26 protein-coding genes are annotated in these 25869 nt (G+C 42.2%); 7 read left to right on the top strand and 19 right to left on the bottom strand.

Features of this window, described 5'->3' with window-relative positions; translation table 11 throughout:
• Positions 1–30 precede the first annotated feature (30 nt).
• From ctaG to cyoE, 6 genes are all read right to left on the bottom strand, one after another.
• Positions 31–933, bottom strand: coding sequence for a cytochrome c oxidase assembly factor CtaG (ctaG, locus tag ABE28_RS07330; protein WP_064466882.1), 903 nt, complete (start codon positions 931–933; stop codon positions 31–33).
• A gap of 147 nt (positions 934–1080) precedes the next feature.
• The gene (gene ctaF / locus ABE28_RS07325; protein ID WP_064466385.1) at positions 1081–1416 is read right to left on the bottom strand and encodes a cytochrome c oxidase subunit IVB; all 336 of its coding nucleotides are present in this window, start codon (positions 1414–1416) and stop codon (positions 1081–1083) included.
• Between the two features lie 3 nt (positions 1417–1419).
• The gene (locus tag ABE28_RS07320) at positions 1420–2049 is read right to left on the bottom strand and encodes a cytochrome (ubi)quinol oxidase subunit III (RefSeq protein ID WP_064466386.1); all 630 of its coding nucleotides are present in this window, start codon (positions 2047–2049) and stop codon (positions 1420–1422) included.
• Entirely contained in the window at positions 2049–3920 is a 1872-nt protein-coding gene (ctaD, locus tag ABE28_RS07315) for a cytochrome c oxidase subunit I (RefSeq protein ID WP_064466387.1), read from the bottom strand. Before ctaD ends, ABE28_RS07320 begins: the two co-directional genes overlap by 1 nt.
• A 24-nt stretch (positions 3921–3944) precedes the next feature.
• Entirely contained in the window at positions 3945–5027 is a 1083-nt protein-coding gene (gene coxB / locus ABE28_RS07310; protein ID WP_064466388.1) for a cytochrome c oxidase subunit II, read from the bottom strand.
• 252 nt (positions 5028–5279) lie between these two features.
• A complete protein-coding gene (gene cyoE / locus ABE28_RS07305; protein ID WP_064466389.1) occupies positions 5280–6218 on the bottom strand; it encodes a heme o synthase in 939 nt (312 codons plus the stop codon).
• A 614-nt stretch (positions 6219–6832) separates the two neighbouring features.
• On the opposite strand from cyoE, the gene ABE28_RS07300 reads away from it, so the two are divergent.
• Positions 6833–7819: a COX15/CtaA family protein gene (locus tag ABE28_RS07300; RefSeq protein WP_064466390.1), complete on the top strand. Its 987-nt coding sequence runs from the start codon at positions 6833–6835 to the stop codon at positions 7817–7819.
• Between the two features lie 293 nt (positions 7820–8112).
• Here the strand turns inward: ABE28_RS07300 and pyc are convergent, their stop codons facing one another.
• Together pyc and ABE28_RS07290 are read right to left on the bottom strand one after the other, a co-directional pair.
• Positions 8113–11550: a pyruvate carboxylase gene (gene pyc, locus ABE28_RS07295; RefSeq protein ID WP_064466391.1), complete on the bottom strand. Its 3438-nt coding sequence runs from the start codon at positions 11548–11550 to the stop codon at positions 8113–8115.
• A 629-nt stretch (positions 11551–12179) separates the two neighbouring features.
• Positions 12180–12461, bottom strand: coding sequence for an Fpa/YlaN family protein (locus tag ABE28_RS07290; RefSeq protein WP_061144087.1), 282 nt, complete (start codon positions 12459–12461; stop codon positions 12180–12182).
• Positions 12462–12682: 221 nt separating this feature from the next.
• Between ABE28_RS07290 and ABE28_RS07285 the strand changes: the two genes are divergently transcribed.
• Positions 12683–13186 (top strand): peptidyl-prolyl cis-trans isomerase, encoded by a 504-nt coding sequence (locus ABE28_RS07285; RefSeq protein ID WP_156775703.1) that lies wholly within the window; start codon positions 12683–12685, stop codon positions 13184–13186.
• 55 nt (positions 13187–13241) lie between these two features.
• Here the strand turns inward: ABE28_RS07285 and ABE28_RS07280 are convergent, their stop codons facing one another.
• On the bottom strand, positions 13242–14573 hold the full coding sequence (locus ABE28_RS07280) for a PhoH family protein (RefSeq protein WP_064466393.1): 1332 nt from the start codon (positions 14571–14573) through the stop codon (positions 13242–13244).
• Positions 14574–14839: 266 nt separating this feature from the next.
• Between ABE28_RS07280 and ABE28_RS07275 the strand changes: the two genes are divergently transcribed.
• The 3 genes from ABE28_RS07275 to ABE28_RS07265 all read left to right on the top strand — a co-directional run bounded on the left by ABE28_RS07275 (position 14840) and on the right by ABE28_RS07265 (position 16214).
• Positions 14840–15439 (top strand): YhcN/YlaJ family sporulation lipoprotein, encoded by a 600-nt coding sequence (locus tag ABE28_RS07275; RefSeq protein WP_083231987.1) that lies wholly within the window; start codon positions 14840–14842, stop codon positions 15437–15439.
• Positions 15440–15598: 159 nt separating this feature from the next.
• Complete coding sequence (locus ABE28_RS07270) at positions 15599–15799, top strand: YlaI family protein (protein ID WP_069191704.1); 201 nt, start codon at positions 15599–15601, stop codon at positions 15797–15799.
• Entirely contained in the window at positions 15789–16214 is a 426-nt protein-coding gene (locus ABE28_RS07265) for a hypothetical protein (protein WP_083231986.1), read from the top strand. Before ABE28_RS07270 ends, ABE28_RS07265 begins: the two co-directional genes overlap by 11 nt.
• A gap of 37 nt (positions 16215–16251) precedes the next feature.
• Here ABE28_RS07265 and ABE28_RS07260 read toward each other — a convergent pair whose 3' ends face one another.
• The 3 genes from ABE28_RS07260 to typA are packed head-to-tail and all read right to left on the bottom strand — an operon-like array spanning position 16252 to position 18719.
• Positions 16252–16536 carry a hypothetical protein gene (locus tag ABE28_RS07260; protein WP_064466885.1) on the bottom strand — a complete coding sequence of 95 codons (285 nt, stop codon included), beginning with the start codon at positions 16534–16536 and terminating at the stop codon, positions 16252–16254.
• 4 nt (positions 16537–16540) lie between these two features.
• A complete protein-coding gene (locus ABE28_RS07255; protein WP_064466394.1) occupies positions 16541–16849 on the bottom strand; it encodes a YlaH-like family protein in 309 nt (102 codons plus the stop codon).
• 22 nt (positions 16850–16871) lie between these two features.
• Positions 16872–18719, bottom strand: coding sequence for a translational GTPase TypA (gene typA, locus ABE28_RS07250; RefSeq protein ID WP_064466395.1), 1848 nt, complete (start codon positions 18717–18719; stop codon positions 16872–16874).
• A 124-nt stretch (positions 18720–18843) separates the two neighbouring features.
• On the opposite strand from typA, the gene ABE28_RS07245 reads away from it, so the two are divergent.
• Positions 18844–19026 (top strand): YlaF family protein, encoded by a 183-nt coding sequence (locus ABE28_RS07245; RefSeq protein ID WP_064466396.1) that lies wholly within the window; start codon positions 18844–18846, stop codon positions 19024–19026.
• Between the two features lie 52 nt (positions 19027–19078).
• Here the strand turns inward: ABE28_RS07245 and ABE28_RS07240 are convergent, their stop codons facing one another.
• Both ABE28_RS07240 and ABE28_RS07235 read right to left on the bottom strand, forming a co-directional pair.
• The gene (locus tag ABE28_RS07240; RefSeq protein WP_064466397.1) at positions 19079–19882 is read right to left on the bottom strand and encodes an inositol monophosphatase family protein; all 804 of its coding nucleotides are present in this window, start codon (positions 19880–19882) and stop codon (positions 19079–19081) included.
• 292 nt (positions 19883–20174) lie between these two features.
• Complete coding sequence (locus tag ABE28_RS07235) at positions 20175–20372, bottom strand: hypothetical protein (protein ID WP_064466398.1); 198 nt, start codon at positions 20370–20372, stop codon at positions 20175–20177.
• A gap of 199 nt (positions 20373–20571) precedes the next feature.
• On the opposite strand from ABE28_RS07235, the gene ABE28_RS07230 reads away from it, so the two are divergent.
• Positions 20572–21192 carry a DUF1054 domain-containing protein gene (locus tag ABE28_RS07230; RefSeq protein WP_064466399.1) on the top strand — a complete coding sequence of 207 codons (621 nt, stop codon included), beginning with the start codon at positions 20572–20574 and terminating at the stop codon, positions 21190–21192.
• A gap of 258 nt (positions 21193–21450) precedes the next feature.
• Here ABE28_RS07230 and trpA read toward each other — a convergent pair whose 3' ends face one another.
• From trpA to trpD, 5 genes are read right to left on the bottom strand one after another with little or no spacing between them, the layout of a single operon-like run.
• On the bottom strand, positions 21451–22230 hold the full coding sequence (gene trpA / locus ABE28_RS07225) for a tryptophan synthase subunit alpha (protein ID WP_064466400.1): 780 nt from the start codon (positions 22228–22230) through the stop codon (positions 21451–21453).
• Positions 22223–23428: a tryptophan synthase subunit beta gene (trpB, locus tag ABE28_RS07220; protein WP_064466401.1), complete on the bottom strand. Its 1206-nt coding sequence runs from the start codon at positions 23426–23428 to the stop codon at positions 22223–22225. The genes trpA and trpB overlap by 8 nt, the downstream gene beginning before the upstream one ends.
• Before the next feature lie 4 nt (positions 23429–23432).
• Positions 23433–24047: a phosphoribosylanthranilate isomerase gene (locus ABE28_RS07215; RefSeq protein ID WP_064466402.1), complete on the bottom strand. Its 615-nt coding sequence runs from the start codon at positions 24045–24047 to the stop codon at positions 23433–23435.
• A 10-nt stretch (positions 24048–24057) separates the two neighbouring features.
• Complete coding sequence (gene trpC / locus ABE28_RS07210) at positions 24058–24834, bottom strand: indole-3-glycerol phosphate synthase TrpC (protein ID WP_064466403.1); 777 nt, start codon at positions 24832–24834, stop codon at positions 24058–24060.
• Entirely contained in the window at positions 24834–25856 is a 1023-nt protein-coding gene (trpD, locus tag ABE28_RS07205) for an anthranilate phosphoribosyltransferase (RefSeq protein WP_064466404.1), read from the bottom strand. Before trpD ends, trpC begins: the two co-directional genes overlap by 1 nt.
• Positions 25857–25869 lie beyond the last annotated feature (13 nt).

Genomic DNA, 25869 nt, shown 5'->3' with positions numbered 1-25869 from the left:
CACTAGACAAGTTTTTTAAGACCCCGCTGGCTATTTGACAGTCTGAAACTCCGCAGGAATCGGATCGATATCGTTTTGCCCGCCATTCTCCTTATTGAACCATGCAAAGAAAATGACACCCAATACATAACCTAACACGATTTCTTGAATCACCTTCATCAGGACCCCGCCGAGCTGTTGGTCCTCGAGCAAGGGCAATCCATTGAACATCTCCGGACCACTGAGTGTTAAGTTGGACAATGCGGAAGCAGGTACGCAAAGAGCCATTGCGCTCGCCCAAGATTCCGCGTTCGTAAATGTATCATAAAGCGGCGCATTAGCAAAAATGATCAAGGCACAAGCCGGGGTCATCAAAATGCCACTCCCAAAAATATAAGCCACTTTTTTCACACCTGATAGGCTTTCATGTTCCGCCAATTTATTGACTAGCGGGAACCACATCAGAATGGCAGTCGCGAATAAAAGGACGGTGTACCCCGCATGTATCCACATTCCCGTTTTAATGAAGTCGAACACTAACGGTATATGATATAACGAGAACAGAACATTGAATAGTAAAAGAGCAAAAAGAGGTCTTGTAAAGAAATTAAAGAAGCCGCGAACTCCCCTTGAATTGATGAAAGACCTCCAAAGCCAATCTGGTATGGCAATGATGAACAATGGGGGAATCACAAGATAGAGCAAAGCCATTTGAAACATATGGGCACTGAACATGATATGGCTCAACAAGTCGAGCGGCGAACCCTTCACCACATAAAGAAGGATCATCGCCAGTAAAAAATACGTGATTTGCTTACCCGTAAGTGATGCACTGCCTGAAAACTGTCCCCTTTTCTTTGTCACCAGCCAAAAATAGCCTACGGTTATAAGTACGAGGGCCGCAAAATAGTAAGGACTCCATAAAGCACGAAATCCAAAAATATCAATAGACAAAAAATCACCTCGTTCATCATCTTTTTCCTTGCTTTCATTATACCTAAAATGAAACATAGTAACAAATATAGACAAACCTGGATTATTCCGCCTCAGCATCGGCACATAAAGAAAAACCGGCTATCTTTCAATAGCCGATTTCCTTAGTTATAACCAAACGATCGTCAAGAAAGTGAGCACGGTTATTAACCCTACCGCAAGTCCAGAGAATAAGAACAAAGCAATCGTACCATGTCCTTTGTTCTTCATGTGCATGAAGTAATACAACTGGAAAACCACCTGAATGACCGCGAGCAGTAAAATGACCGGTTTGATGAACCAATGTGAGAAATCTTCCATAGCCACTGCTATGAATGAAATCACTGTAAAGAATATCATCAATACAAAAGTTACTACTTGATGTTTCATCTCTTCAGCATTTTTCTTACGGCGATATTTTAAATCGACATTCGGGTTCGCTGAATTTGATTGTTCATTCGCCATCAGTTATCCCACCATTCCCATTAAGTATACGACTGTAAAAATAAACACCCAGACGACGTCAATGAAATGCCAATATAGACTTGCAATATAAAATTTAGGGGCATTGTACAAGTTCAGTCCCCGTCTTGCATTACGTACCATTAGGGATATGAACCACATCAAGCCAAAGGCAACGTGCCCCCCATGGAAGCCGACAAGTGTATAAAAAGCTGAGCCGAATGCGCTGCTTGTAAAGGTATGATGAAATTCATGAACATAGTGATTGAATTCATATATTTCAAGCGCCAAGAAGGCAAAACCAAGAGCAATCGTCAGGACTAGCCAAGCCTGCATTTGTTTGAAATGATTATTCTTCATATGGTACATCGCATATACACTTGTTAATGAACTTGTCAATAACAGCATCGTCGCTACAAAAGTAAGTGGCAATTCGAATAAATCTTTTGCCAAGGCTGCTTCACCATTCGGCACTTTATCCTTTAAGGCAAGATAAGTGGCAAATAGTGAGGCGAATAAGACCGTCTCTCCACCAAGAAACAACCAAAATCCTAAATACTTATTTTTCCCTTCCAGAGTTGCTTTCTCGGGAGCGGCAGGCCAAGTGGCATCCGTGAATTTTTCATCTGCGTGCATTATGCCTTACCTCCCTTGTCTTTATCATCCATCAGGTCTTCTTTATGAATATGGTATCCATGATCATCTTTTACGGAACGGATCAACATTGAACCGAATGTGATCAAAAGCCCAACGATGATGATAGGCAGTGTCCACGACTTATCATCCATATGATATAAAGCACCGAAGGCAGCTACGAATAAACCGAAGGCAATCGTCACCGGCAGGAAGGATGAATTCGGCATATGGATATCTCCTAAAGGTTCTGCAGGGGTCATTTCCTTTTTACCTTCCATCTTTTCAACCCAGTAAGCATCTAAACCGCGAACAAGCGGCAGTTGTTTGAAATTATAAAATGGCGGCGGTGAAGGAATGGCCCACTCAATAGTACGGCCATCTCCCCATGGGTCATTGCCGACTTTTTCGTTTTTAAATGATGTGATGATGATATTGATTACCATCACCAAAACCCCAATTGCCATTAAGAAGGCGCCGACGGTACTGATCATATTACCTGTATTGAGGCCTTGATTATCCAAGAACGTGAAAACGCGACGAGGCATCCCCATCAGACCTAGGAAATGTTGAATGAAGAATGTTAAATGGAAACCGATCAAAAACGTCCAAAATGTGATCTGTCCCAATTTCTCATTTAACATCGTCCCAAACATTTTCGGCCAATAGAAAGTGATCCCAGCCAATAATCCCAATACAACCCCACCGACTATGACATAGTGGAAATGGGCAACAACGAAATAGCTATCATGGAACTGATAATCGGCAGGTGCAGATGCGTTCATGATTCCTGTCACGCCACCCATGGTAAAGGAAGGTATAAAGGCAACTGCATAAAGCATTGGTACCGTGAACTTGACGCTTCCTCCCCACATCGTGAAGATCCAGTTGAAAATCTTAATTCCTGTTGGAACCGCGATTGCCATGGTAGCGACAGCAAAAATCGCATTTGCAATAGGTCCCAAACCAGTGGTGAACATATGGTGGGCCCATACCATGAAGCCTAAGAAACCGATTAGTACGGTTGCAAATACCATTGAAGAATAACCGAATAATCTTTTTCTGGAGAATGTGGCAAAAATTTCCGAAAATATTCCGAACGCAGGAAGAATCAAGATATACACTTCAGGGTGACCGAATATCCAGAACAAATGCTCCCAAATAATGGTGTTTCCCCCTGCTGCTACATCGAAGAAATTCGCGCCGAACATCCGATCGAACATCATTAATACCAACCCAACGGTCAGTGGTGGAAACGCGAATAATATCAAGGCTGATACCACAAATGTTGACCAGGTAAACAGCGGCATCCGCATATAGGTCATCCCAGGTGTACGCATATTAATGATGGTGACAAGGAAGTTGATCCCCGCTATTAGTGTCCCAAAACCTGACAACTGCAAACCGAGAACATAAAAATCTATGCCATGTCCTGCAGAGTGCATGGAAAGCGATGCATATGACGTCCAGCCTGCATCAGGAGCCCCGCCTAAAAACCAAGAAAGGTTCAAAAACACTCCTCCGAAGAAAAACAACCAAAAACCTAACGAGTTCAAAAACGGGAACGCGACATCACGGGCCCCTATTTGTAATGGCACAACCGCATTCATTACAGCGAATACCAATGGCATCGCTGCCAGAAATATCATGGTTGTACCGTGCATGGTCAATATTTCATTATAAAAGCCGGCACTTACGAAGTCATTATTTGGGATTGCAAGCTGAATACGGATAAACATCGCTTCCAAACCGCCGATTACAAAGAATAACCCGCCAGAGATAAGATATAAAATGGCGATTTTCTTATGGTCCACGGTCGTCAAATAATCCCAAATCGTAGCGCCAAAACCTTTTTTATTAGCGTACGTACTCACGATTTAACCTCCTTGATCAAACGTCTATTTTTCTTCCACCTTAAGCTGTAAAAGATAAGCTGCCAGCGCATCAATATCTGAATCTGAAAGTTCGCCGTAAGTACCGGTCATCGTGTTGCCCGGTTTATACTTCTCAGGATCTTTGATCCAATTCTTCAAATTTGCTTCCGTATGATCCAATACGCCCGCTATTTTTTGGCGTTCACCAAAAGTAGCCAGATTAGGTGCCTGACGAGCAGCCTCAGGTCTGCTATCATTCGGGGTCACTGCATGGCAACCTATGCAGCTTTTGTTGAACACAGCTTCTCCCTGCTTGGCAGCATCACCTTCAACGACAGGCTCTTTTACGGATTTCATATCTTTTGCCCATGCTTCAAAGTCGCTTTTTGCTTTCGGAACGACTTTAAAGTCCATCAAAGCGTGGGAAGGACCACAAAGCTCGGCGCATTTCCCGTAAAATAAATTATTCGAATCTTCTGCCTTTTTACTATCGAATTGTAAGTAAAACTTATTGACCCCATCCGTATTCGTATCCATCTTTCCTCCGGCAGCCGGTATCCAGAATGAATGCTTGACATCTGAAGCAGTTAGGTTGAAATAAACTTTTTGGTCGGTAGGCACAACCAAATCCTGGCTTGTTACGATGCCTAGGTCTGGATATTCAAACTCCCACCAATAAAGGTTTGCCCTAACATTCACGACAAGTGCATCCTTCGTTTTTCCATCTTTATCTTTCTTATCCATCGCCTTTGTGTCAGCCAGGTCGAAGGTGGTGACGACGGTCGGTACAGCCAGAACAATTAAAAGAAGGATAGGTATGACAGTCCAGATAATTTCGAGTTTATGACTTCCTTCAATTTGTTTCGGTATTGTTTCGTCACCTTTCTTCCGACGGAAGCGCAGTAACACTACAACGAACAAAATAAGTACTACAATAATAACCAATACCATGATCAGTGTACTCAATATCAGCAAGTCGAACTGAGATTGCGCAACATCGCCAGCTGGCTTCAGTGCGGATAGAAATGGTTCGCCGCAGCCCGAAAGGACAAGTCCTACAATACCCAGCAAAGCAAATAGGCGCCATTTGTGCAGCCTTTTCTTCATAGTTTCAGAAACCCCCTCTTTCGTCAAAATTTTCTCACAAAAACAAAAATGGGCGCAATTGCGAATATTCCCTCTATGTCAATTTCTAAAAAGAAAGAATCCCTAATCTAAGGATCTTAATACATGTAACCGCTCTTATGAATGACCTAGCTGAAAAATGTTTCCATTAATATGTATGTATGGCGGTTCACGTAATTTTTATTAGTAAGCTGCAGCCTGTAAAGGACAGGCTGCAGCTCCATTTAACCAAGCCTAGATGAGTGTGACAATAACCATCGCTACAAATAAAATGGTCATATAATTTAAGGAATATACAAACATGGATGTTGCCCATTTGACATCATCTTTCTTTCTATACCCTTTGATTCCCAAAATAAGCCAGCCTGTACTTAATAATGCTGCCAAAATGACTAGCGGAATTCCTAATGGAACCAGGAAGAAAGGAATGAACATTAAACAGATGATCCACAGCATGATAGACCGTTTTGCAGCCTTGAACCCCTTTACGACCGGAAGCATCGGAACACCCGCTGCACGATACTCTTCGACACGCCTCATCGCAAGTGCATAAAAATGGGGCGGCTGCCATAGGAACATGATCGCAAACAAAACCCAAGCAATCGTATCCAGGTTCGGGTCGACGGCAGCCCAACCAATAAGCGGAGGTACCGCTCCAGATATGCTGCCTATGATCGTATTCGATACGAATCTCCGTTTAAAGACCATGGTATATAGAACAACATATGCGAAGACGCCAAACGCACCAAGCAAGGCAGTTGTCATATTAGTCAAGGCAAGTAAAATCAACCCTGCAGCAATCAAGCCGAAGCTTAGCGCCAAAACCTTCGAAGGTTGAACTTTACCGGTTACTGTCGGCCGGTTTTTCGTTCTTTCCATTAAATGATCTATATCTCGGTCATAATAATTATTGAAACTGCACGACCCTGCCATGATAAGCGCAGATCCGGCAAGTGTATAAAATACTACATCAAGATTACTTAAAAAGCTAAGGCCCGAAAAATGAAGGGCTAACCATACGCCGGTAAAAGCTGTTATTATATTTGAATTGACAATCCCCACTTTTATAAGCGCGAGAAAGTCCTTCCAAGCTGTTGTTTCCGGTATATCCGATTGAAGGGCGGCTTTACTGTCCTTCATGACAGCTTCTGACAAACCCCTTGTTTCTGACATTTGTTTTCCTCCTTTAAATCATTCAACACAAACGCACATGCAAAAAAATACTTACATATGCTATAGGAACATTATTTCATACTTTTCGATATTTGTAACCAAGGAAGCGTAAAACAAAAAGTAAATAAATTACCAATGACTATCGTCAATGAAATACATCGAGAGCTATTATTCTTTACATCAGCTTAAAACAGTAAAATTTAGTAAAATCATTTCTCCAATATATTAAAACACATTTTTGGAAGCTTTTGTGAAAATTTTTCGGATATTTTTTGACCAATTTGTGTCTCGATAGCTTTCACTGCAATCGTAAGCAGCTACCAAATTTTTCATCAGAACTTGAATAGTATGTCATTTTCATCATCCCCTAGGCTCTATCTCTATTTTGCACCTACTTGAAGGTTTACACTCTCTATTATTTCTATCAAAGTCTTATGTAACTTTCAACTGTTTCGGGCATTTTAATTCACGGCCCATAGTATTATCCGAACTTGTAAAATCATTCTATTTTGTGTAATATCGAGGAAGTTCGACAAATATTTGTGAAAAATAATGCTATTATTAATCCTATGGAACAAAATAACTTGGCTACAGAGAAAAAGGTGGGGCTACTAGTGAAATCGTCTCTTAAATGGTTTGCTGTTTTAACTACGATTGTAATGCTATTCATCTTATTGGGTGGAGCTCTAGTCACCAAGACGGATTCCGGAATGGGCTGCGGGAGGTCCTGGCCATTGTGCAATGGCCAATTGATCCCTGACAAAATTACGCTTGAATTGGTCATTGAGCTTTCCCATCGCCTCGTTTCAGGCGCCGGAGGTTTCTTGGTATTATTATTATCGTATATGTCTTGGCGGGAGATCGGGCATATTCGTGAAGCGCGATTTTTATCCGTTCTTTCTTTTAGCTTCCTGTTACTGCAAGGGTTGATAGGGGCCGCTGCCGTCCTATGGTCACAATCCGATTTTGTCCTCGCCCTTCATTTTGGCATTTCACTGATTTCCTTCGCATCCGTCTTTTTATTGACGCTGTTGATTTTTGAAGTGGACAAGAAGTTCGAAGCCGAAAAACTTATCGTTGATAAGCGAATGACATTTCATATCATCGGTATATTGATCTTCAGTTTAGTTGTCGTGTATACGGGGGCACTTGTAAGGCATACAGAATCCAGCTTGATCTGTAAAGATTGGCCTTTATGTATAAACGACAGCCCTGCGCTCCCCTCCAATTTATATGAATGGGTACAAATGGGTCATCGCGCGATTGCTGGGACGATATTCCTTTGGGTTTCTTATGTGACTTATATTGCACATAAACATTACAAAAATCAAAAAGTGATCTACGGCGGATGGATTGCTGCATTCATTCTCGTCTTACTGCAAGTTATCGCCGGAGCATTCATCATCTTCTCAAGGCAGAATCTATACATCGCATTATCACACGCCTTGTTCATCGCTTGCTTTTTTGGTGTCATGAGCTATTTGATGCTGCTGACTTCAAGAAGCAAAAAAAATGCTTTAGCCCAGCTGAAAGGGAGTTCCTCCCGCTCGGTCAATGGTCAAAATGAGCATGATATCACGACGACGCTACCCGCTCGTTAATATCTGATTGTTCCGTTAATGATATAGTGAGTGAAAAAAAAAGGTCATCGTATATATAGTCATACTTGCCGAGTTATCGGCTACGTTGATTAGTACGGGTGCAAATACAAAGAATAAACAAAAAAACTGTATACACTCTCCTTATTCACGAGAGTGTATACAGACTGAAACCACCAATCATTTCAGATTGGTGGTTCTTGCTTTTCTTGACACTTACCCTTGACCGTACATTAAACAACGGGTATGGGGAGGCTCAAAGAGCTAAGCACCCTCCCAGCACCCAGTCAGCGGTTTTACTTAATTATTTCAATCAATAAATCCCCTGTACTAATCGCTTCCCCATCTTTTACATAGATATCTTTAATGGTACCAGAGAATGGCGCTTGGACGGTCGTTTCCATTTTCATCGCTTCCGTAATGATCAGGTGATCCCCCTGCTTGACTTGATCACCTTTTTCTACGACTGCACGAATGACCGTACCTGGCATCGTCGCACCGATTTGTTCTTTATTTTTTGGATCAGCTTTCATTTTTGAAATTACGGAAGACTTTATATTCTCATCCTTGATGATCACTTCACGAGATTGTCCATTCAACTCGAAATATACAACACGTGTCCCATCAGCCAACGGTTGACCGATTGATACCAATTTAACGATAAGCGTTTTTCCCTTTTCAATTTCAACCTCTATTTCTTCCCCTAACCGCATTCCATATAAGAAAGTGGCGGTATCAAGATTAGAGACATCGCCAAACAGCTCGATGGTTTTATTATAATCCAAGAACACTTTTGGATATAAGGCATATGCGAGCACATCGAAATCCGTAACAGCCCGTCCCAATTCCTTGAATAACTCTTCTTTCAGGGCACCGAAGTCCACTTCTTCCAATAATTCTCCAGGTCTTACCGTTATAGGTTTCTTTCCTTTCAAGATAACTTCCTGAAGTTCTTTTGGAAAACCGCCAACCGGCTGACCTAAGTAACCTTCGAATAACTCGATGACCGAATCAGGGAAATCAATGGATTTGCCTTTTGTCAGAACATCTTCTTCGGATAGGTTATTTTGCACCATGAATAAAGCCATATCCCCCACCACTTTGGAAGAAGGAGTAACTTTAACGATATCACCGAACATGGCATTGACGCGTTGATACATCTCTTTCACTTCATGCCAGCGTTCTCCCAGTCCCACCGCTTTTGCCTGTTGCTGCAGATTGCTGTATTGACCTCCTGGCATTTCGTGTTTGTACACTTCAGTATGCGGGGCATTCATGCCGCTTTCGAAGTCATGGTAGAAATTCCTGACCTCGCCCCAGTACTCGCCTAGACGTTCTAGTGCATCGACTTCCAATTTAGGCTGTCTGCTTGATCCTTCCAGTGCATAATGAAGGGTTTGCACACTCGGCTGTGATGTCAGACCAGCTAAAGATCCAATTGCCGTATCGACGATATCCACACCAGCTTCAATCGCTTTTGCATACATGTAGATTCCATTCCCGCTTGTATCATGGGTGTGAAGGTGGATTGGCAGGGATGTCGCTGCTTTCAATTCCGACACTAGTCGATAGGCAGCATCCGGCTTCAGCAGCCCGGCCATGTCCTTGATCGCCAGAATATGGGCACCGGCATGTTCCAATTCCATTGCCATGTTTTTATAGTAGTCGATATTGTATTTACTTCTTGATGGGTCATTCAAATCTCCCGTATAACAAATGGCCGCTTCCGCAATTTTCCCTGATTGACGGACTGCATCTATCGCCACCTCCATACCTTTGACCCAGTTTAAGCTGTCGAAGATCCGGAAAACATCAATTCCTGCATCCGCTGATTTTTCCACGAATTCACGAATGACGTTATCAGGGTAGTTTTTATAGCCTACCGCATTTGATGCCCTCAAAAGCATTTGCAAAAGGACATTCGGCGCTTTCTTCCTGAAACTTAACAGCCTGTCCCATGGATCTTCTTTCAAGAATCGATAAGCTACATCGAACGTTGCCCCACCCCACATTTCCATAGAAAATAATTCAGGAAGGAGTTTTGCCGTAGGCTCGGCAATATCAAGGATATCTTTCGACCGGACTCTCGTCGCCAGTAAGGATTGATGTGCATCACGGAACGTCGTATCAGTGATCAATACCTCGTTCTGCTCTTTAATCCAGTTAACGAGACCATCTGCGCCTTTTTGTTCAAGGATGCTTTTTGTACCCGAAATAAGCGGCAAACCAGTCACATTAGGAATTGGAGCTGGATCAAAAACAGGTTTTTTCTTTTTCTCGACGCCCGGGAAGCCATTTACTGTAACATTTCCGATATATGAAAGCATTTTGGTCCCGCGGTCTTTCCTGACCGGAAAGCTAAACAGCTCCGGTGTTGAATCGATGAAAGACGTATCGTATTCACCAGTTATGAATTTTTCATGTTTTACAACATTTTCAAGGAAGGGAATATTCGTTTTAATTCCACGGATCCGGAACTCCTTAAGGTTACGGACCATTTTAGAAGCTGCCTGCTCAAATGAAAGCGCATGTGTTGAAAGTTTAACGAGAAGAGAATCGTAATAAGGCGTAATCACCGCACCTTGGAACCCATTCCCGGCATCCAGACGAACCCCAAAGCCCCCACCTGAACGGTAGACCATCATCTTGCCGGTATCGGGCATGAAGTTATTCAAAGGATCCTCAGTCGTCACCCGTGATTGAATGGCATATCCGTGCGTTTTTATTCCAGCTTGTTCAGGAATCCCGATCTTCTTGCCATGGAGTTCATGTCCTTCGGCAATCATGATTTGGGATTGAACGATATCAATGCCTGTGATCATTTCAGTGATCGTATGTTCAACCTGAACCCTTGGATTCACCTCAATAAAATAAAATTCCCCATTGGCTACAAGAAATTCGACCGTGCCAGCGTTCACATAGTCAATATTTTTCGCAAGTTTGACTGCAGCCTCGCAAATCCGCTCCCTTAAATCATCCGAAAGGGAAACGGAAGGTGCCACTTCGACAACTTTTTGGTGCCGCCTCTGAACCGAACAGTCACGTTCATAGAGATGGACGATATTCCCATGGGTATCGGCGAGGATTTGAACCTCGATGTGTTTAGGATTTTGGATGAACCGCTCTACATACACTTCATCATTCCCAAAGGCTGCCTTTGCTTCTGATTTTGCGCGATCATATGCTTCTTCTACTTCTGCAACCTTAGAGACAATCCGCATTCCGCGTCCGCCGCCGCCTAACGATGCTTTTATAATAATTGGAAAACCGTATTGTTCACCAAATGCCTTGACTTCTTCCACACTCGTCACTGGACCTTCGCTTCCAGGAATGACCGGAATATCAGCTAGTTCCGCTTGTGTTCTAGCTTTTACTTTGTCCCCAAACATATCAAGGTGTCTTGACTCGGGTCCGATGAAGATTATGCCCTCTTCCTCACAACGTTTAGCAAACTCGATATTTTCCGAGAGGAAACCATAGCCAGGATGAATCGCATCGACTCCGCTCATTTTGGCAATTGCAATGATGCCTTCAATATCCAAGTATGCATCGATCGGTTTTTTGCCTTCTCCAACCAAATATGCTTCATCCGCTTTATAACGGTGATAAGAACCATAATCTTCCTTTGAATAGATTGCTACTGTATGAATGTCCAATTCCGTACATGCCCTGAAAATACGTATCGCTATTTCTCCACGATTTGCCGCTAGTACTTTTTCTATACGTTTACCCATTGCTACCACCCTACTCAATATGTATTTTTATAGAATATATAGAAAAAAAGCGTGACGGATACACCACTTTTTATTCACTAAATTATTCCCACGCTACAGGGGAGAACGATCCAATAATGTCTATTTTATTGCGATTCTAATTATTTCGATATATTTTCAGCTTTCACTTTCACGTATCTTATCATAAATGGATAAATAACCCTCAGCATTTAGCAACTAGAAATTAAGCTATTATAATATATTATCAAAAAGAAACAGTTGTATTAAAAATCGATTAATATAACCATAATACTAAAATAAACTGAATACAATAAAAAAATAAAAAATTATGTATATTCGCATGCAAAAACAAGGAATTAAGCGTACTCTTTTTCTGAAATCAAATCAGCATTTGTTAATCGATTTTATTGCAATAATCGAAATGCAAAAAGAAATTTTCGAAAAATCTGAAAGTTTTCCGCTTTTCTAAACGGATTGATCGTGGACAGTAAAAAAAGCCCTGATTGAGCTAATTCGCGTTAATTAGTATGTCACTATTACATTTAGTATAACACTATTAAAAGTTATTGTACATAAATAAAAAACTCAAACAATCATCGAGATTTGTTTGAGTTAGTATGTTTTATATATTATTTTTTTAATGATGCTTCATGCAAAACTGACAATTCCTGTTCGAGTGTTTCCAAAAGGGATTTACCCTCGGTATCCTCTACCAAGCCTAAACGTACGGCAAAATCGATTTCTCGTGAAAGGCCGAACATTTGAGTATCAAGTACCTCTTCATATAAAGGACATTGAGGCATAGTGAGATTCTCCATTTGAACTTTTATCAGTTTTAGAATCTTGTCAGCATCTGCTTTTAATAAAGCATAAGCTTTTTCTCGATGATTGACAAGCATATCAGATGCCATGTTAAATCCCCCCGCTCAGAGCGATTATATCTTATCTTTAAATTCTACCTTTAGTTTTGTGAAAAAGCAAGGACATTGACAAACAAATTCCCGCGGGTTAGTCACATTCGTCTCTCCGTACACATACGGAGCCATCAATATGAATCGACATTCTTGATGATGTGACATTTCATTTATAATTGATTATAATTACTTAAGTGCAACAGAAAGGAATGAGATATTTGGAACCCATCGTGTTTATTAATGGAAAGGTGAAATATCCTATTACGCTAGATCCCGGTGTCTGGATTTTTGATGACCGTAAAGTTGAAATCGATACATACTTCCACGCTGACAGAGCTGAAGTCAATGAATTGGAAGAGTATACGATCGCAGCATCCAAGCATTGGCAAAAAGAAATTCAAGAGGGTGCAACATTGCCGCCTACTTTGAAAACGGAGCGAAAATTCGAAAAGCAAAGATTGATGGAAGGGACTTTTGGCATCCCTTTCGAACCTTTTTTTAATAATGCCGAACCTGAAAGCGGCGTAACTGAAGTACTGGTTACAACAGCAGATAATGAACTTACATTCCCGGTGGAAGTGGCACTTCAGTTTTTCCTAGGCTTTTCCAAGGACGGCAAACCTCTTAAAGTAACCGAGGGAGGCCCTTTGGAAATCTATTTCGGAGATGCCTCCAACCTCGAAAATCCGATAAAGAATGTGCGTTCCTTCACCATAAAATAGGGGATGTTTAGCTTAAAAAGGATCGGCAAGGGGTACTCCCCGCTTGCCGATCCCTTTATAATAGCGTTGCGGCGAGTTGGGCTAGTCCTGACCTTTCCCCTTTTATCAATTTAACATGCCCGGCAATCCGTTCGGTCTTGAATTTCTCCACCACATAGGTCAAGCCATTATTGTATTCATCTAAATAGGGATGGTCTATTTGCTCCGGGTCCCCCATCAAGACAATTTTGCTTCGCTCACCGACTCTCGTCAATATTGTCTTCACTTCATGCTTGGTTAAGTTCTGCGCTTCATCGATGATGATGAACTGATCTGGGATGCTTCTTCCCCTTATATACGTCAAGGCCTCGACTTCAATCGAACTCATACCTGCTAAAATGGCGTCCAATTCACCTGGTTTTTTTGTATTGAACAAATATTGCAGATTGTCAAAAATAGGCTGCATCCAAGGTCTTAGCTTTTCTTCTTTTTCACCCGGGAGATACCCGATGTCTTTGCCTACCGGAACAATCGGCCTGGCAACCAAAAGTTTTTTATATTGTGACAGATCTTCCGTTTGCATCAAGCCTGTTGCCAATGCCAATAACGTCTTCCCTGTCCCCGCTTTCCCTATCAGCGTCACCAGTTGGATATCGGACCGAAGCAACAAATCCAGGGCCATCGTTTGCTGGACATTCCTTGGCTTGATACCCCAAATATGTTCTCCTTCATAAACCAATTTCTTAACTAACCTGCAGTTCTCATCCACTATGCCAATCGCGGAAGCTGAGCTTCCAAGCGTGTCCTTCATCAATAGGAATTGATTGGGATAATACGAATCTTTTGTCAGTTCGGCAAGGGGGAGAAAATTTTTTTCGTAAAACTTATTCAGGTTATCTATCGAGACAAACACTTCTTTATGACCGCCATATATATGATCCAATTCAACGACGCGATCATTCAAAAAATCCTCAGCCTCAAGTCCGATAGCATCAGCTTTTACCCTGACAAGAGTATCCTTGCTAACAAGGATGACAGTTTTACCTTCTTCTTTCGTTTCCTCTTCCAATGATAAATTTTTGGCAACGGCCAATATTCTGTTATCGTTCGTTTTCTCCACAAAAATCTCCTGAAGCTCATGGAATGAACGGTGATTGAGTTCAATTCTTAAACTTCCTCCATTATGCAGCGGTATGCTCAGATGAAGCTTGCCTTTTTCGCGGAAGCTATCTATCAGCTTCGATACTTGCCTGGCGTTTCTTCCAATTTCATCCATATACCTTTTTTTTGAATCCAATTCTTCCAAAACGACTGCAGGAATGACCACTTCATTATCTTCAAATGAATAAATTGAATACGGATCCTGCAACAGGACATTCGTATCTAAAACATAGATTTTTTTTCCCAATATGACGCCTCCTGCCTGCTCTTTAGGATATGTCTTACCATTTACTACACTCAGCAGTTATGTAGCGGACGAGACTGTTGATAAAATATATGTTCCATTGCATAAAGATAGAAGAACATTTACAGACTATAAAGAAAACTTCCTGTAATGATATTTTCACTTAACACGGAACATATCATTGACTGGTGAAAATTATGCTTATATGCATCATAATTAGTCGGTGTGGACAGGCTGTAACTAATGACATACATTAAGGGGGTCATACATTGCAAAAGATCTTTTTATCACTCGCTGCCATGCTTTTAATGACAGGCTGTTCAATGAATAATAAAAATCAAGCGTCGGAAGATCATGCAAAAAACCATATAACGAAAGTCCATAACTCGACCATTCAGGAAGCGGACAGGGAAACTGGACAGCAAACGGCCAAACGACTTACTGGTTTAGCCAAATCCATTCCAGAGGTGAATGGTGCCACTGCAGTCGTTCTTGGCAAATATGCGATTGTCGGGATAGATATTGACCAAGACATCGAGCGTTCACAAGTAGGGACGATTAAATATTCGGTTGGGGAAGCGTTAAAGCATGATCCTGACGGGGCAAGTGCCATCATCGTCGCTGATCCGGATTTAAACGAACGAATCCGGGAAGTAGCAAAGGATATAAAAGGCGGTAAACCAGTTAGAGGCATCCTAAATGAACTGGCTGACATCACAAGCAGGGTCATCCCTGAGGTTCCGGGTGATATATTGACACCAACTCCATCGAAAACAATTGATAAGGAAAAGGATAAGCTTAATGATCATCAGGAAAGAAAAGAGCTGGATAAAGAGCAAAATGATCAATCCAATCACCATATTGAATGAATTTGCTAACCCGAAGTGATTCTTCGGGTTTTTGTTTTATAGCGGCGATACTCCCAAAACCTTTCATTGAGTAAGCTCTGCTACACTTTATCCTCGTTTTACCAACAAAATATTGGTATACTTAAGAGCATATTCGAATTGAAGTGAGGTCCAAATAATATGAAGGTTAAATGTGTAATATGCGATCAAATTGAATCGATTCCTGATGATAGCCCAGAAGCAAAGAAACTCCGTAATCGACCTATACATACCTATATGTGCAATTCATGCAATCAACGCATAGAACAGCGTACGAACGAACGGATTGCCACGGGAAACTTCAGGCTTTACCGTACGATCAAAACGGAAGATGAATGGTAATCGCATTTATAAAGTCGGAGTGATCGGCCTCATCAATGGAAGTATGCTTGGATTGGTGATGAAGTGGGTTGAAATGTCTTGGGGAATAAAAGTGTATACACTTTTATTGAATGTCGATTTTCTTCCTGTAATCGGCACAGTTCCTTGGAGTGAAGGATTCTTATTCTTCTTCCATCTGCTTTTTTCTGTAGCTGTTACGTTCAGTTACGTCCATATCGTCATTCCGTTAAAAATCTTCAAGGACTGGAATAAGTACCTCCTTGCATTCCTGACGATTATCCCTGCTGTCTTCCTATACTTTCCCCTATCGGCATGGTCCTTGACGGAAGCAGTCCTTCCAACTGACACGAAAGCGTTCAGTGTGTGGGCATCCCTGCACCTAATTTACGCACTTTCCCTCCCAAAAGCCATATAAAAAGAACCGTACGAATTTCGCACGGTTCTTTTTATCATTACTCGATATTTTTATACTTTTCTGGTTCCAGCTGAATTTGATCTAACATGATATCAATCAATTCGATTGGGAAACGTTGCTTTTTCGTCTCTTCATCCAGTGTATACTCGACAAAGTAAAAAGGCTCTGCTCGTGAAACCGTATCAATGATCACTTGATGATCGTCTTTCAACAACTGCATGAAAAACATTTCAGTATCTCGTGCAGCTGTATCATCGGGTCTTGCGTCACAGACAACTTTGATCGTCAACCAATTGTATAAAGCATCCTGTAATGATTTCATCATCTTAAGCCTGTTCTTCTTTCCTCGAATTACGGAGACGAATTCTGTAAATTCCTAGAACAAGTGACGCGATGACTAATGCTTCCCCCATAGGAAGAAACACTGCAAAGAAAGAAAGAAGGGTACATCCAAGTGCCATTACTGCATAAATGACCACATTTTTTAGCAAAGGTAACTTTTTGGCAAAACCTAACTGATAGACAAGGATGCACAATCCAAGGACCGTTAAATACAAATACCACATTCCTGCTTCAGGATTCTCATCCACTCTGTACAAAGCTGCAAAAAATGATAATCGCTCTTGGATATCCACTCTTTTCTCCTCCTCTTGCTATTTATTTTTCTTCAACAGCCACTTTTTTCCTTTTAGCTGCTCTTTCACGCTCATTTTTATCAAGAATTTTTTTACGAAGACGGATTGACTCCGGAGTTACTTCACAGTACTCATCATCGTTCAAATATTCAAGTGCTTCTTCAAGAGACAGGATTCTTGGTTTTTTCATGGAAGAAGTTTGGTCTTTATTTGCTGAACGCATATTCGTCATTTGTTTCGCTTTAACGATATTGACAGTCAAATCGCTATCACGATTATGCTCCCCGACGATCATACCTTCATAAATATCCGTACCTGGCTCGACGAAAATGACGCCGCGGTCTTCTACTTGCATCGTACCGTATTGTGTAGTTTTTCCTGATTCCATGGATACAAGCACACCTTGACGTCTTCCGCCGACTTGACCTTGGGCCATCGGTTGGTAGCTGTCAAACGAGTGGTTCATGATACCATATCCGCGTGTAATCGTTAAGAACTCAGTCGAATACCCAATCAATCCGCGAGCTGGGATCGTGAACAGTAAACGGACTTGACCGCTTCCGCTATTGACCATATCCAGCAATTCACCTTTGCGGGCTCCCATTGATTCCATGATCGAACCAGTGTGCTCTTCAGGTACGTCAATTTGAACGCGTTCAACCGGCTCACAACGAACACCATCAATCAAGCGAACGATAACTTCTGGTTTAGAAACTTGCAGCTCGTATCCTTCACGTCTCATGTTTTCAATCAGGATGGAAAGGTGAAGCTCCCCACGGCCTGAAACGATCCATACATCCGGAGAATCAGTGTTTTCGACTCTTAAGCTGACATCCGTTTGCAATTGGCTTTTCAAGCGCTCTTCGATTTTACGCGCTGTAACGAATTTTCCTTCGCGTCCCGCGAATGGACTGTTATTCACAAGGAATGTCATTTGTAACGTCGGCTCGTCAATGCGTAGGATCGGAAGGGCATCAGGATGCTCTGTCGGACAAACCGTTTCCCCAACGTTAATATCCTCCATACCGGAAACGGCAATCAAATCACCGGCAACGGCTTCTTGGATTTCAACTTTCTTCAAGCCGATATAACCAAAGATTTTCGTTACACGGAATTGTTTGACAGTCCCATCAAGTTTCATTAATGAAACTTGTTGACCTACATGCATTTTACCGCGGAATACACGGCCAACACCGATACGGCCAACATAATCATTATAGTCAAGTAAGGCCACTTGGAATTGAAGCGGTTCATCTGTGTTATCGATAGGTGCAGGGATCGTTTCAACGATCGTTTCGAACAATGGTGTCATGTCTTTTTCTTGTTTTGCAGGATCTGAATCCAAGCTTGCAGTACCAGCGATACCCGAAGTGAAGACAACAGGGAATTCCAACTGTTCTTCTTCAGCTCCCAGTTCAATGAATAAGTCGATTACTTCATCGACCACTTCATCTGGGCGTGCAGAATCTTTATCGATTTTGTTCACGACAACGATTGGCGTGATCTTTTGTTCCAATGCTTTTTTCAACACAAAACGTGTTTGCGGCATGCAGCCTTCATAAGCGTCAACAACAAGCAAAACGCCATCAACCATTTTCATGATCCGTTCCACTTCACCGCCAAAGTCGGCATGACCTGGTGTATCCAAAATGTTGATCCTTGTATCTTGGTATTGTACTGCTGTATTTTTCGCAAGAATCGTAATTCCGCGTTCTTTTTCAATCGCATTAGAGTCCATCGCACGTTCTTCCACATGTTCGTTTTCACGGAAAGTACCAGATTGCTTAAGCAACTGATCCACTAACGTCGTTTTACCATGGTCAACGTGGGCAATGATCGCTATATTACGAATATTTTCTCTTAATTTCAAAAAATTCACTCCTAAAAAAGTTTGTGTTTAACGTATCACTAGTATTAACTTACATATTATATCACAAACATACTAGAAACAAATACAGAAATTATGTACAATAGATATATTAGGGGTGATATTAATGAATATTAAATGGAATTTCTTAATATTAGCGATATTGGCAACAGCCAGCATTGGCTCCATTGGCATCTTCATTGCTGAAAAAAGCTTGATTGGGATACTGGCTGCAATCGTTGTACTTTGCGGAGTGATGGGGTTTGGCTTCACTCAGAAGAAAAAATTACGCGAAGCAGGAAAGTTATAATATAAAAAACTCGCTGTCAGACAGCGAGTTTTTTTGTTAATTATCCCCACCATCACAAGCCAGTGTCACCTGATAAGTATTTATCGAATACTTCTTTGTGCAGCCCGGGCTTGGAGACGAAAAGTGAGTCACCCTCTAAAAAATTCAACTTGTCTCCTTTAATATTGCTTACTTCCCCGCCCACTTCCTCAACCAGCAGCACTCCTCCGGCAAAATCCCACGGCATGAGCCTCATGGTTATATAGGCATCAATCCTTCCTGCTGCAACGAACGCAAGCTCCAATGCTGCCGAACCATACGAACGGGTGCCTCGTGCATCCCGGACGAGCGGCGCTAAAAGACTCGGGTCGATTCTGCGATTTTCCGTCACCCAGCTTGCATTAATGGAGACAATGGACCGATTAACCGAAGCCGATGGGAGTGTTGGCAGGCGCTGATCATCCATGTATGCTCCTTGCCCCTTGATGACATGATATAATTCATCACTAACGACGTCATAGACCATGCCGATTTTCCCGATGCCATCGACATAAACCCCAAGAGAAATGGCAAAATCCCGTTGTTGATGAATGAAATTCAACGTTCCGTCAATCGGGTCGATGATCCAAACCGTCCCCTTTAAATCCTTAATATCATTGCCCATTCCCTCTTCACCAAAAATTCGGTGATCTGGGAAAACTTCGCCAATCTTGTCGCAAAAAAACTTTTCGATTCCCTTGTCCATATTTGTAACCAAATCATTAGGATTCGTTTTCATTTCAATATCCAGTTTGGTATTGAAGGACGCCCTCAGCCTCGATCCGGCTTCCTTCATCCATAATTTCGCATATGTATCCATTTCCTTTACCGATGCCATTATAATATCCCCGTCCTTTATGATCAGAAACTACATTAAAATGATCCTCTTATAAAGATTAAAGCAAATGCAGTTTGTCTTCAAGTTTTTAACATCTTATACATTCAATAATTAAATGAAGCAAAAGATAGTTCCGAGCCCAACATCCATATAGTTTGGACATTGAATGAAAAACGGACACGTTATTTTATTAAAAAAATAAGTGTCCGTTCATCTATGATAAAATTCCTTGTATTGAAATTGATTCATTTCCTTCAGTCATTCTCCTTCATGCTCTCTGCTGGCAAGCTTCCTATAATGCTTTCAACTTCAACAATTCCAAACGGATTCGTTCAAGCCTTTGCTTGCATTGTGAACGCTTTTGATCATTCTGTTCGCCAATCGCTTCAAAAAGGGTTGCTAATTCATAGTCCATTTCCATTCTTAACACTGCAGCTCTATGTCTTTCAACTTCTTTAGCCTTTAATGCTTGGTTCATGACTTGTTTCATAATTAACATTCTCCCTTCAATTAACCTAATTTTCTGAATTTATTTTTATTTTATCATATGTCTTCCAACAACAAATAGCAACTAATTTGTGTCTTAACCTAGAAGTAAATTTTACCGTGCCGCCCCATAATCGTATTAATTAATTTTTATTTTCACTTATGCTACAATATGTGCAGATATTACGGTAGGAGAGATGATAATGAATATAGAAAGATTTACAGCAGACGATTTTAACGTCTTTACGATTGATGGATTGGAACAACGCATGGATGCTTTGAAGGATCGAATCCAACCGAAATTGCAGGCCCTTGGCGAGCACTTTTCCCAACAGCTTTCCGTGATGACCGGGGATGAAATGTACCCGCATGTGGCAAAGCATGCCAGACGGACAGTGAATCCTCCTAAAGATACATGGGTAGCTTTCGCTGCGAACAGCAGAGGCTATAAAATGATGCCGCATTTTCAAATTGGATTGTGGGAATCGCATATGTTCATTTGGTACGCGGTCATTTATGAAGCTCCGAATAAAATGGAAATCGGAAAGAAACTGGAACAACAGGCGAACCAATTGATAAAAAACATTCCCGCCAATTATGTTTGGTCAATGGATCATACAAAACCTGAAGTCATTGCTCATGATGGTCTTGGCATCGAAGATTTGAATTCCATGTTCCATCGTTTGCAAACTGTAAAGAAAGCCGAAATCCTCTGCGGCATGAGGATTTCACGTGATGATGTCATTGATATGAATGACGATGATTTCATGAATACCATTCAAGATGCATTTGAACATCTTTTACCCTTTTATAAATTGAAATAAACACATTTGTTCAGCATTCGACAATGAATTATGGAGCATGAGCCCGGTCATGCCGCGGTCGCTTGCTCCCCAGGATGTGAACAAACTCACTCAAACATCGAATTGCATTGCCTCGTAAATGTTAGACACCCAACTGACATTTACGGGGCATTTTTTAAGGTTGTGTACAATTTCCGATTGGAACTGAGCGATATGTCCAACTTAAACAGCCGAAGTTCAAAAGGGGTCCGGAATTTTTAATTCCGGGCCCCTTTTCCTTTATTTTTGAACCAAATCCTTACTAGCTTGTATCAGTTCATTAATTTGAGCTTCATTACCTGTTTCGAAGCATTCAATGATCTTGCTCCCGACAATGACACCATCACAGAACTGGGTCGTATCTCGTACATGTTCTGGCTTCGAAATGCCGAAGCCAGCAAGAACGGGAACGGGGCTTAGCTCTTTCACTTTCTTTAAGTAGCCCCCAAGGTCCCCACCAAAACCATCGCGGGCACCTGTTATGCCATTGACTGTAACAGCGTAAATAAAACCCTCTGCTCCTGCCGTGATCTCGGTGATGCGTTCTTTTGAAGAGGTGAGTGTCACAAGTCTAATAAGCACGATTCCTGCCGTTTTAATAGCTGAAAACATCTTTTCTTCTTCAATCGGTACATCAGGGATGATGCATCCGGAGATACCTGCGCGAAGACAATCTTCTGTAAACTCTTTAAGCCCATAGGCCATGATTGAATTGGAGTAGCCCATTAAGATGATGGGAATTTTCACTTCATTTTTGATTTCCATAACTTTATTCAGAATAGCCTTTAAAGTAGTTCCCTCCTCCAAGGAACGGATGCCGGCCTGTTGGATGACCGGTCCATCCGCAACAGGATCAGAGAATGGTATACCTAATTCAACGGCTGTCGCTCCGCCATTTTCAAGAAAAAGAAGCTGGCTCTTCAATCGTTCAAGACCGCCATCGCCTGCCATAATATAAGGAATGAACGCTTTTTCCTGCTTAACCCGACATTCTTCAAGCGCCTTTGTTAATTTATTCATGTTCACTACCTCCTATTAATGATTGGACCGTTTCTACATCCTTGTCGCCCCGGCCAGATAAACAAATCACCAATCCTGTACCTTTATCCATTTCCTTAGCAAGCTTCAGCCCATAGGATATGGCATGTGAACTTTCCAAAGCTGGGATTATTCCTTCTTCCCGTGAAAGCAGCATTAGAGCTTCCAATGCTTCATCATCTGTAACAGAAGTATATTCCACACGCTTGGTATCTTTTAAATAACTATGCTCCGGGCCAACCCCTGGATAATCCAACCCAGCTGAAATCGAATGCGCCTCCTGAATCTGACCGTCTTCGTTCTGTAATACATACATGAATGCGCCGTGCAGCACTCCCGGTTTTCCTTTCGTCAAGCTGGAAGCATGTAATTGTGTATCCAGACCATGTCCTGCCGCTTCCACTCCATATAATTTGACCGAATCATCTTCAATGAACGGATAAAACATCCCCATTGCATTGCTGCCGCCGCCTATGCATGCGACTATGGCATCTGGAAGGGAATGATTTCCCTCAGAATACTGTCGCTTCGTTTCCTTGCCGATCACGCTTTGAAAATCGCGAACAATCACGGGGAAAGGATGCGGTCCGAGAACAGATCCCATTATGTAATGGGTGTCATCCACATTTGCTACCCAATAACGTAACGCTTCATTCACTGCATCCTTCAGTGTTCCGCTTCCTTGTGAGACGGATACGACCTTGGCACCTAAAAGCTCCATCCGAAACACATTCAACTTCTGTCTCCTGATATCTTCTTCTCCCATAAAGATGATGCACTCCAACTTCAGTAAAGCGCACACTGTCGCAGTCGCGACTCCATGCTGCCCTGCACCGGTCTCGGCAATCACTTTCTTCTTGCCCATTTTCTGAGTCAGTAACGCCTGGCCGATCGTATTATTGATTTTGTGTGCTCCTGTATGATTCAAGTCCTCACGCTTCAGATAAATATCGGCACCGCCAGCAAGCTTCGTAAGATTCTCCGCAAAATAGAGAGGGGTTTCGCGTCCGATATATTGCTTCAAGTAATAATTCAGTTCCTTTTGAAATTCGGGATCTTTTTTAGATTGATCATATACTTCCTCCAGTTCCGTTATCGCTGCCATTAGCGTTTCCGGAACGAACCTTCCCCCGTAAGCTCCAAAATGTCCAGTTCCATTAGGCTGTGTATAAGTAGTCATCCATTCATTCCCCTTTTCCGTCTGTAAATTTCGCCTCATTTATAAAAGCTTTCATTTTCAAAGAATCTTTTAATCCATTTGTTTCAACCCCGCTTGCTACGTCCACGGCGATTGGTGAAACAGCACTGATCGCGTTTCTCACATTTTCCGGCGTCAGTCCACCCGCAAGGATTAATTTCCTCCGAGGTAAGTTCGCTTCACGGATCATATCCCAATCCAAAGTCAAACCTTTGCCAGAGGAACCCTTAGGAAGATCCACCAATAAAAATTCGGCTGGGTACTCCTGCAGCTTTTCAAGATCCGTTTCCGAACGGATGGCAAATGCCTTGATCACCGGAAGCGGCATCCTGCTAGCAAAGCTTGCGGGCTCATTGCCATGCAGTTGAATAAAATCCAATCCTGCCACTTCAGCAATTCTTATCACTTCTTGCTCGGTTTGATTGGAAAAAACTCCGACTTTTTTAATATGACCGGGCAGTTCCTTTCCGAATTCACCGATCAACTCAGGCGCTACTTTCCTGCTGCTCTCTGCAAAAATGAACCCAATGAAATCCGCTCCGTAATTTACAGCTTCTTGAGCGGCAGCCAATGTTTTAATTCCACATATTTTCACTAACATAGCAATCTCCTTAAATGCTCATTTGCAGTTCGGCCATGGTATTGGGAAGATCGGCTGAGGTCATCAGTGTCTCTCCGACCAGAATCCCCACTGCACCAGCCTTCTTCACACGCAAAACGTCTTCCTTTGTCTTGATTCCACTTTCACTGATGATGAGGTGGCGCTTTGGATCAAGCAGCTTTGCCAGACGCTCCGTAACGGCCAAATCCACTTTGAATGTCTTTAAGTTCCGATTATTGATACCGATAAGTTCAGCCTTCAGTTCGAGCGCTCGTTCCAATTCAGCTTCATCATGAATCTCGGTTAACACATCCAGGCCTTTATTTTTTGCATATTGATATAATTCATGAAGTCTCTCTTGGGAAAGTGCTGCCACGATTAATAGAATGATGGTTGCGCCAGCTTGATGGGCACGATCGATTTGAATTTCATCGATGATGAAATCCTTGCACAGCCTCGGAATTTTTATGGCTTCACTCACCGTTCTTAAATCGGCAATCGACCCTTTGAAGAATACTTCATCCGTCAATACGGATATCGCTGCCGCCCCGCCCCTTTCATAGGACAGCGCCTGCTCGATCGGATTTACATCCATTTTAATGTTCCCTTTCGAAGGGGAAGCCCGTTTGATTTCGGCAATAACCGCAATGGTCTTGGCCGTTTTCAACGTTTCTATGAGGGAAGGCCTGACCAAGTCGAACCTGACTGAATCACCTAGTCCCTTTTCCTTTAATTTTTTCACTTCCGCTTTTTTCTGCTCTATGATTTCCGTTAAGATATTTCCCATTACATGATCACCCTTTTTCTATTGCCGTAAGCAATCAGATTTTCCAATTTCGAAAGTGCCGAACCACTATCAATGCTTTCCTTGGCCAAGGAGATTCCTTTTTTAATCGTTGTTGCCGTTCCATTTGCGTATAATCCCAGCCCGGCATTCAATAATACGGTATCACGGTATGCCCCTTTTTCCCCTTTCAGCAGGCGCATCATGATATCGGCATTCTGTTTGGCATCGCCGCCTCTGATTCTATCGTTATCGTATACAGGCAGATCCACCTCTTCGGGGTGGAGCGTAAACGGAATAATATCCCCTTGTTCCAGCAGCACGAGTGAGTTCTCTCCCTGAAGACTTGCTTCATCCATGAAACCAGCGCCATTTATCACGATTGCACGTGTTCTGCCTAATTTATGGAGCACTTCCGCAAAAAGCTCGAGCATATCGCGTCGGTTGATCCCTAATAATTGGGTTTCGAGTTGAACTGGATTCGTCAATGGCCCGATTAGATTGAATATTGTCGGGATTTTCAATTCTTTTCTCACTTTCATGATCCGTGCAATATTAGGATGGACGGATGGAGCAAACAGAAATGCTATCCCATTTTCCTCCAATAGCTCCTTTAACATATCAGGCTCCAAGGACAAATCGACCCCCAGCTCTTCCAATACATCCGCACTGCCCGTTCTGCTTGAAATGCTGCGGTTGCCATGTTTGGCAACCTTGACACCTGCTCCAGCCAGCACGAAGGCCGATGCCGTACTTATATTGAAGCTTTGTGACCCATCTCCCCCTGTACCGCAATTGTCCATTACATTAAGCGAGCTTGTTTGGACACTCCTCGCTTCCTTTCTCATGACTTTAACAAGGCTTGCGATTTCACCTGCCGTTTCCCCTTTCGCTTTCAGGGCAATGATGAATGCCGCCATTTCGCTTTCGGTGATATCTTTAGAAAATAACGCTTGGGCCGCTCTGCTCATCTCATCTTCCGTCAATGCTTGACGCTCTGCTAACTTTGCTAAATATTCCTTCACCGCTAACTCCCCC

It is taken from the genome of Peribacillus muralis (genome assembly GCF_001645685.2).
In the GTDB taxonomy this organism is placed as follows: domain Bacteria; phylum Bacillota; class Bacilli; order Bacillales; family DSM-1321; genus Peribacillus; species Peribacillus muralis_A.
This window is presented reverse-complemented; position numbering and strand designations above follow the sequence as displayed.

Excerpts from the sequence above, each read along its gene's own strand:
- ABE28_RS07235 (WP_064466398.1), bottom strand. The coding sequence starts at position 20,372 with ATGAAACAAGTCATGAACCAAGCATTAAAGGCTAAAGAAGTTGAAAGA.
- ABE28_RS07270 (WP_069191704.1), top strand. The coding sequence starts at position 15,599 with ATGAAGGTTAAATGTGTAATATGCGATCAAATTGAATCGATTCCTGAT.
- cyoE (WP_064466389.1), bottom strand. The coding sequence starts at position 6,218 with ATGTCAGAAACAAGGGGTTTGTCAGAAGCTGTCATGAAGGACAGTAAA.
- ABE28_RS07240 (WP_064466397.1), bottom strand. The coding sequence starts at position 19,882 with ATGGCATCGGTAAAGGAAATGGATACATATGCGAAATTATGGATGAAG.
- ABE28_RS07290 (WP_061144087.1), bottom strand. The coding sequence starts at position 12,461 with ATGGCATCTGATATGCTTGTCAATCATCGAGAAAAAGCTTATGCTTTA.
- trpB (WP_064466401.1), bottom strand. The coding sequence starts at position 23,428 with ATGACTACTTATACACAGCCTAATGGAACTGGACATTTTGGAGCTTAC.
- ABE28_RS07320 (WP_064466386.1), bottom strand. The coding sequence starts at position 2,049 with ATGCACGCAGATGAAAAATTCACGGATGCCACTTGGCCTGCCGCTCCC.
- pyc (WP_064466391.1), bottom strand. The coding sequence starts at position 11,550 with ATGGGTAAACGTATAGAAAAAGTACTAGCGGCAAATCGTGGAGAAATA.
- coxB (WP_064466388.1), bottom strand. The coding sequence starts at position 5,027 with ATGAAGAAAAGGCTGCACAAATGGCGCCTATTTGCTTTGCTGGGTATT.
- trpC (WP_064466403.1), bottom strand. The coding sequence starts at position 24,834 with ATGGGAAATATCTTAACGGAAATCATAGAGCAGAAAAAAGCGGAAGTG.
- ABE28_RS07265 (WP_083231986.1), top strand. The coding sequence starts at position 15,789 with ATGAATGGTAATCGCATTTATAAAGTCGGAGTGATCGGCCTCATCAAT.
- ABE28_RS07260 (WP_064466885.1), bottom strand. The coding sequence starts at position 16,536 with ATGAAATCATTACAGGATGCTTTATACAATTGGTTGACGATCAAAGTT.
- ABE28_RS07215 (WP_064466402.1), bottom strand. The coding sequence starts at position 24,047 with ATGTTAGTGAAAATATGTGGAATTAAAACATTGGCTGCCGCTCAAGAA.
- trpA (WP_064466400.1), bottom strand. The coding sequence starts at position 22,230 with ATGAATAAATTAACAAAGGCGCTTGAAGAATGTCGGGTTAAGCAGGAA.
- ABE28_RS07245 (WP_064466396.1), top strand. The coding sequence starts at position 18,844 with ATGAATATTAAATGGAATTTCTTAATATTAGCGATATTGGCAACAGCC.
- ctaF (WP_064466385.1), bottom strand. The coding sequence starts at position 1,416 with ATGGCGAATGAACAATCAAATTCAGCGAACCCGAATGTCGATTTAAAA.
- ABE28_RS07230 (WP_064466399.1), top strand. The coding sequence starts at position 20,572 with ATGAATATAGAAAGATTTACAGCAGACGATTTTAACGTCTTTACGATT.